The organism is Actinotignum sp. usb-actsch-213 (assembly GCF_059085665.1).
Genome location: NZ_JBHNSQ010000039.1, coordinates 1 through 5,005 on the forward strand (window position 1 = coordinate 1; position 5,005 = coordinate 5,005).

Here is a 5,005-nt window from a genome sequence, read left to right on the forward strand (position 1 = left end):
GAAACATGTGGCCATGAAAATAAACGTTTTTGTGAGGTAAAAGAATGAAGAAAACAACGACTGCTATTGCTGTGTCTACGTTGGCTTTCCTTGCTTTGCCGGCAGCCAACGCGGCAGAGCTGGCACCAGAAGTAACGGCTCCCACGGCCGGGGCTGTGGCGGCTGGTGAGACGCCGCTTGTAAGGGACGCGGGAACGGCCTCCGTTCGAGCGGCGGAACCGAGTGATGTGGGGGATACCCCGCCAACGCCAGGAGACGACAGCCCGGCGGTGCCAGATGTTCCTGAGCCACCCCAACCGGGGGACGAGCCGGCACCCGTGCCGGAACCTCCTGCACCTCCCACGCCGGGCGAGGAGCCGGCTCCTGTGCCGCCCAGCCCCGAACCTGATCCCGCGCCTGAACCTGAACCTGCGCCGGAGCCTGTCCCGGAGCCGGGTGTTCCCTCGCCTGACGCAGGTAGCGATACTTTGCCGAGCGTCGAGGATGAAGCACCGGGCGTAGAGGCGTCTTCTTCTTATGAGTGGGATACCGATGAGGGGCGGGTGTATAGCGCCGCTGCGCGCTCTGCCGGTTCGTATTCGGGCAAATATGCTGCGGCTTCTCATCGGCTTGCTGATTCGGGTAGCGCTTCGGCGTCGAGCGCATATCTGGCTTTGGCGGCGATCACGGCTGGCGGGCTGTGCGTGGCCGCTACCCGTAAGCGCGGGTATGTGGCGAAGCACGCCGCATAACCACCCTTAATCAGGCTTTCGTTTTTGAAAGGAAAAAGACCATGGATTTGAATGCTGTACTCGAGCTCTTCACTAAATTCGCTACCGCAGGTGGTGGTATTTGGGCTATTTGGGGCGTGATCACGCTGGCGGGGGGCTTGCGTAGCCATGATGGTCAGCAGACCCAGACTGGCATGTGGCAGGCGCTTGGCGGGGTCATGATTGTGGCTGCCGCCCAGCTCTTCAAAACCATCGCAATATAGCCATGGCTTTTGAGGTTCATGTTTACCGCGAGGTGACGGCCTACCAGCCGAAAGTCTTGTTTGGGTTCTCGTGGCGTCAGCTCGGGGCGTTGAGCATCGCCCTCCCGGTAGTTGTCCTTTCTTATTGGGGTTGTTTGCGGGCCGGACTTGACGATCTCGGTGTCGTGATCGTTTTCGCGGTGATGGTTCCGGCGGCGATGTTTGGGTGGTGGCGCCCGATGGGCATACCCGCAGAAAAGTATGTGGGTTATGCGTGGGAGTACCGTTTCGGGCGGCGCCGCTACCTCTACCACCAGATAGATGATGTGGGGTTTAGTGATGGGCAAAAGAACACAACAGCAAGACGCAGGCGCTCTAGCCGGCTTCGTCGGGAGTACGTCTCCTTCGAAACAAACAACTAACGCGCCCCGGCGGCGTCGCCGGCGCGCGGCTACTAGCGGTATGTCGGCTGCTCCGGGGAGTGTGCAAGCAAAAATTCCTTTCGAGGCGCTCACCCAGAGCGGGCTGGCCTGGCTTGGCGGCAACACTTATTCGGTGACGCTTGAACTCTCGGATGTGAATTATTCTCTCGCGCCAAGCGAGGTACAGGAGGGCGTGATTGAGAAATACGCACGCTTCCTTAACTCACACCTTTCCGGGACGCACGTGCAGATCCAGCTGGTAAACCAGGTCTTGGATAAGGAAGTGCTGGCGCGTGGGGTGGCCCTGGCTATGCGTGGGGACGGGGTAGACGATTGGCGTAGTGAATACAACAGCTTGATCTCCTCCCGCCTGGCCACCGGGCGTAATAATTGCGTTAGCCGTAAATACGTGACCCTCACTATCGAGGCGGAGGGTGTGGAGGAGGCTAAGACCACGCTTTCGCGCATGGTCACGACCGCTAGTGCTGCTCTTCGGGAGATTGAGGGTTGTCAGGCCCGCCAACTAAACGGAGGTGAACGCCTGGCCTTGATGACGTATTTCCTGCGGCCGGATGCACCGAGGTTTGATTACGCTCAGCTCCTGGCCAGTAACCTCACAACGAAAGACGTGGCGGCACCTCTCTCGCTGGATGTGGGGCGTGATCATGTGGACGCGGGCGGGCGGCTTTGGCAGAGCCTCGTGTTGCGGGATTTCCCGGCCTTTATTTCCGACCAGTTGCTCGCCGAACTGGCTGATTTGCCCCTGGATATGGCGGTGTCGATTCATATTGACCCGCTCTCGCAAAAGAAGGGCCTTGACCTTGTTAAGGCTCAGATTGCGGGGATGGATATTCAGCGGGGTAACGAGCAACGCCGACTCTTGAAGCAGGGTTTGAGTGCTGATCTTATGCCGCATGAGTTGCAGGCATCGTTTGAGGAAGCAACCGAGCTACGCACCCAGCTTGAACGCTCTAACGAAAAATTGTTCCGCACCACGATAGTGATCGCTGTCGGGGCAGATACGGAGGGGGAGCTTGCGGGGCGGGTTGAGCGCGTGAAAACCCTCGCCGCGAAGCACTCATGCAACCTGGAGACATTGCGGTATATGCAGCTCGACGGCCTCGGGGCGACCTTGCCACTGGGAGTGTGTCGATTGCCGGTGTTTCGTACCCTCACGACCGGCGCGCTAGCGGTCATGGTGCCGTTCACGACGGCCGAGCTGATGGAAGACGACGGTGATTTTTACGGGGTTAATGCGCGCTCGAAAAACTTGATCGTTGCGGATCGGCGGCGGGGCATGAACGCCAACGGCTTCGTTCTCGGTACCACCGGGTCGGGTAAGTCCCAGTTCGCGAAGTTCTCGATGCTACAAACTTTCCTGCGCCGTCCTACCGATGAGCTGCTTATTATTGACCCTGACCGCGAATACGTGCCACTCGCTTCGGTGATGGGTGCGAACCGGGTGATTGTATCGTCTAGCTCACCGGACTCGATCAATCCGCTCGAGGTAGACAAGGGCGCGGGCGGGGAGAGTATTCAGGAGAAGTGCGGGGTCGTGCTTTCCCTCCTCGAGGTGCTGCTGGGCGGAGAAGCGGGGCTTTCGGCTTCGGAGCGGTCGATTATCGACCGGTGCGTGGCCCGGCTCTACCGTGACTATTTGAATACTGACGGCGCTCCGCCGCCGACTCTCACAGATTTATATGACGCGCTCTCGAAGGAAGAAGATGGTGAGGGTAGGGAGCTTGCCCGCGGCCTTGAGCTTTATGCCAGCGGGAGTGCTTCTGGGTTTGCCCGCGCCACCTCGATTGATCGCACGAACAGGGTGACGGTGTTCGACACCGCCGATCTTTCTCGTGACGTGCAGACGTTCGGGATGATGGTTGTCTTGGAGGAGATTTGGGGGCGGATCAAAACTAACCGCGCGGCCGGCATACGTACCTGGGTGTACGTGGACGAGTTCCATACGCTTTTTTCGAATCCTCATGCTGCCTCTTATTTTGAGGCGATGTATAAGCGGGTGCGGAAGTGGGGTGCCTCGATGACGGGTATCACCCAGAACATCGAGGAACTGCTGGCGAATAAGGCCGCGCGGCTCATGCTCTCCAACTCCGACGGCCTGTTTTTACTCAACCAGCAAGCAACCGACGGCGCAGCCCTGGCTGATCTTTTGAAGTTGTCGGGTGAGCAGGCGGCGTTTTTCACGAACCAAGCCCCAGGGCGCGGCTTGCTTCGCTTGGGTGGGGTGTTGGTGCCTTTCGATAACACGATGCCAGCCAGTAGCCGGCTCTATGAGTTGTTTTCCACGAAATTCGAAGACAAGGCGGCCTGATAATGATTGATCAAACTGTTGGGGCGGATGCGCTTTATATTATTGCCACGACTCAAGGTGGCGTGCCAGGCGTCCTGGAAGATATCGCCTCGCATCCGAATGTTTATCCCGAGCTTGCTGCCTGGGCGGGTTTTGCGCGGGTGGTGGGATTGGTGCGTGCTGGTGAGGTACCAGCGCCACCACAACCAATGGCTCCGGTGGCACCTGAGATGGGGCTACCGGCGTCGCCGGTAGCCCCGGTCGCGGGTGGTGAGGCCAGCCCGCCTCGAGGAGCCGGTGGTCGGCGGCGGCGTTCACGTAGCGGGAACGGCCTACCCGGCCGTGGGAATTTGGCTCGCAACCTCACTATCGGGGCCGCCCTCGTATGCCTCGCGCTTATGGTGGCAGCTCTCTGGGTTATGAAAAACCCAACCGGCGACGTCGCCGCGCAGTCAGAGCCACCAACACCGGCGACGTCGGCAGTGCCTGCGACGCCGGAAGCCACCCCCACGCCTGCGGTGGGCGTCCTGGATGCCACCGGCAAGGCACACATGTGCATAGCCCGCGGCAAAGATGTTTCGTGTATCGGTGCGGGCGACCATGGCCAGAACGCCTCCCACACCTTCGATGCGGACGTGAAAGTTTTGGCGGCGGGTGGGGACACCACCTGCGCGAGCAGCGGCCAAGGCGCGGTGTGTTGGGGTGATAACCGGTGGAGCCAAGCAGGCTCTCAACCCTCAGATACTCAAGCACCGGCGCCGGTCTCGGGACTCGAAGCCCTCGAGGTGAAAGATGTTGCGGTGGGGGATGCTCACGCCTGCGCCCTCACGAACACCGGGGTGTGGTGTTGGGGTACGGACTACAACGGACAACTCGGGGGCGGTGCCCAAGGTGATAAAGCGAGCTTGGCCCGCCAGGTCACCCTCCCTGGTGATGCACGGGTGACGTCACTCGTTGCTTCGCGGTTCGCCACCTGCGCGAGAAATGATGCCGGGCGGGCGTGGTGTTGGGGGTCGAACGACAAACAAGCACTCACAAATGACCCGGCTGGGATTGTGGGCGTGACAGAGAAGAGCGGGCTGTGAGCGTGCTTGCGTCGATGAATATCCGCGATACCTCCAGTAAAAAAGCCGCGAATATCCACGCTCGCCGAGACTCTCACTTGGTGGGTAAGGCTGGGCGGCTTGTGGGGGATGTGCGTGAGCTACGCAGCTTTGAGGGTGGGGAGGTCGATGAGCAAGTCGGTACGGCCTTCTCCATCGCAGGCCGGAAAGCGGGCCGTAAAACCTGGAACACTGCCAAGCGGCATATTACGGTACTGCG

At 60.1% G+C, this 5,005-nt stretch carries 6 protein-coding genes; all 6 read left to right on the plus strand.

Annotation, left to right across the window (positions count from 1 at the left end):
- Positions 1-44: 44 nt before the first annotated feature.
- Positions 45-731, plus strand: a complete 687-nt coding sequence (locus AC5RK6_RS04650) for a hypothetical protein (RefSeq protein ID WP_284883135.1) — start codon at positions 45-47, stop codon at positions 729-731.
- Between the two features lie 41 nt (positions 732-772).
- The gene (locus tag AC5RK6_RS04655; protein WP_284882575.1) at positions 773-973 is read left to right on the plus strand and encodes a hypothetical protein; all 201 of its coding nucleotides are present in this window, start codon (positions 773-775) and stop codon (positions 971-973) included.
- A gap of 2 nt (positions 974-975) precedes the next feature.
- Positions 976-1,374 (plus strand): PrgI family protein, encoded by a 399-nt coding sequence (locus AC5RK6_RS04660; protein ID WP_284883138.1) that lies wholly within the window; start codon positions 976-978, stop codon positions 1,372-1,374.
- 40 nt (positions 1,375-1,414) lie between these two features.
- Positions 1,415-3,703, plus strand: a complete 2,289-nt coding sequence (locus AC5RK6_RS04665; protein WP_284902302.1) for a VirB4-like conjugal transfer ATPase, CD1110 family — start codon at positions 1,415-1,417, stop codon at positions 3,701-3,703.
- Between the two features lie 2 nt (positions 3,704-3,705).
- Positions 3,706-4,767 (plus strand): RCC1 domain-containing protein, encoded by a 1,062-nt coding sequence (locus AC5RK6_RS04670; protein ID WP_284902304.1) that lies wholly within the window; start codon positions 3,706-3,708, stop codon positions 4,765-4,767.
- A partial coding sequence (locus AC5RK6_RS04675) for a hypothetical protein (protein WP_493926369.1) occupies positions 4,764-5,005 on the plus strand: 242 nt, incomplete at its 3' end. The genes AC5RK6_RS04670 and AC5RK6_RS04675, both read left to right, overlap by 4 nt.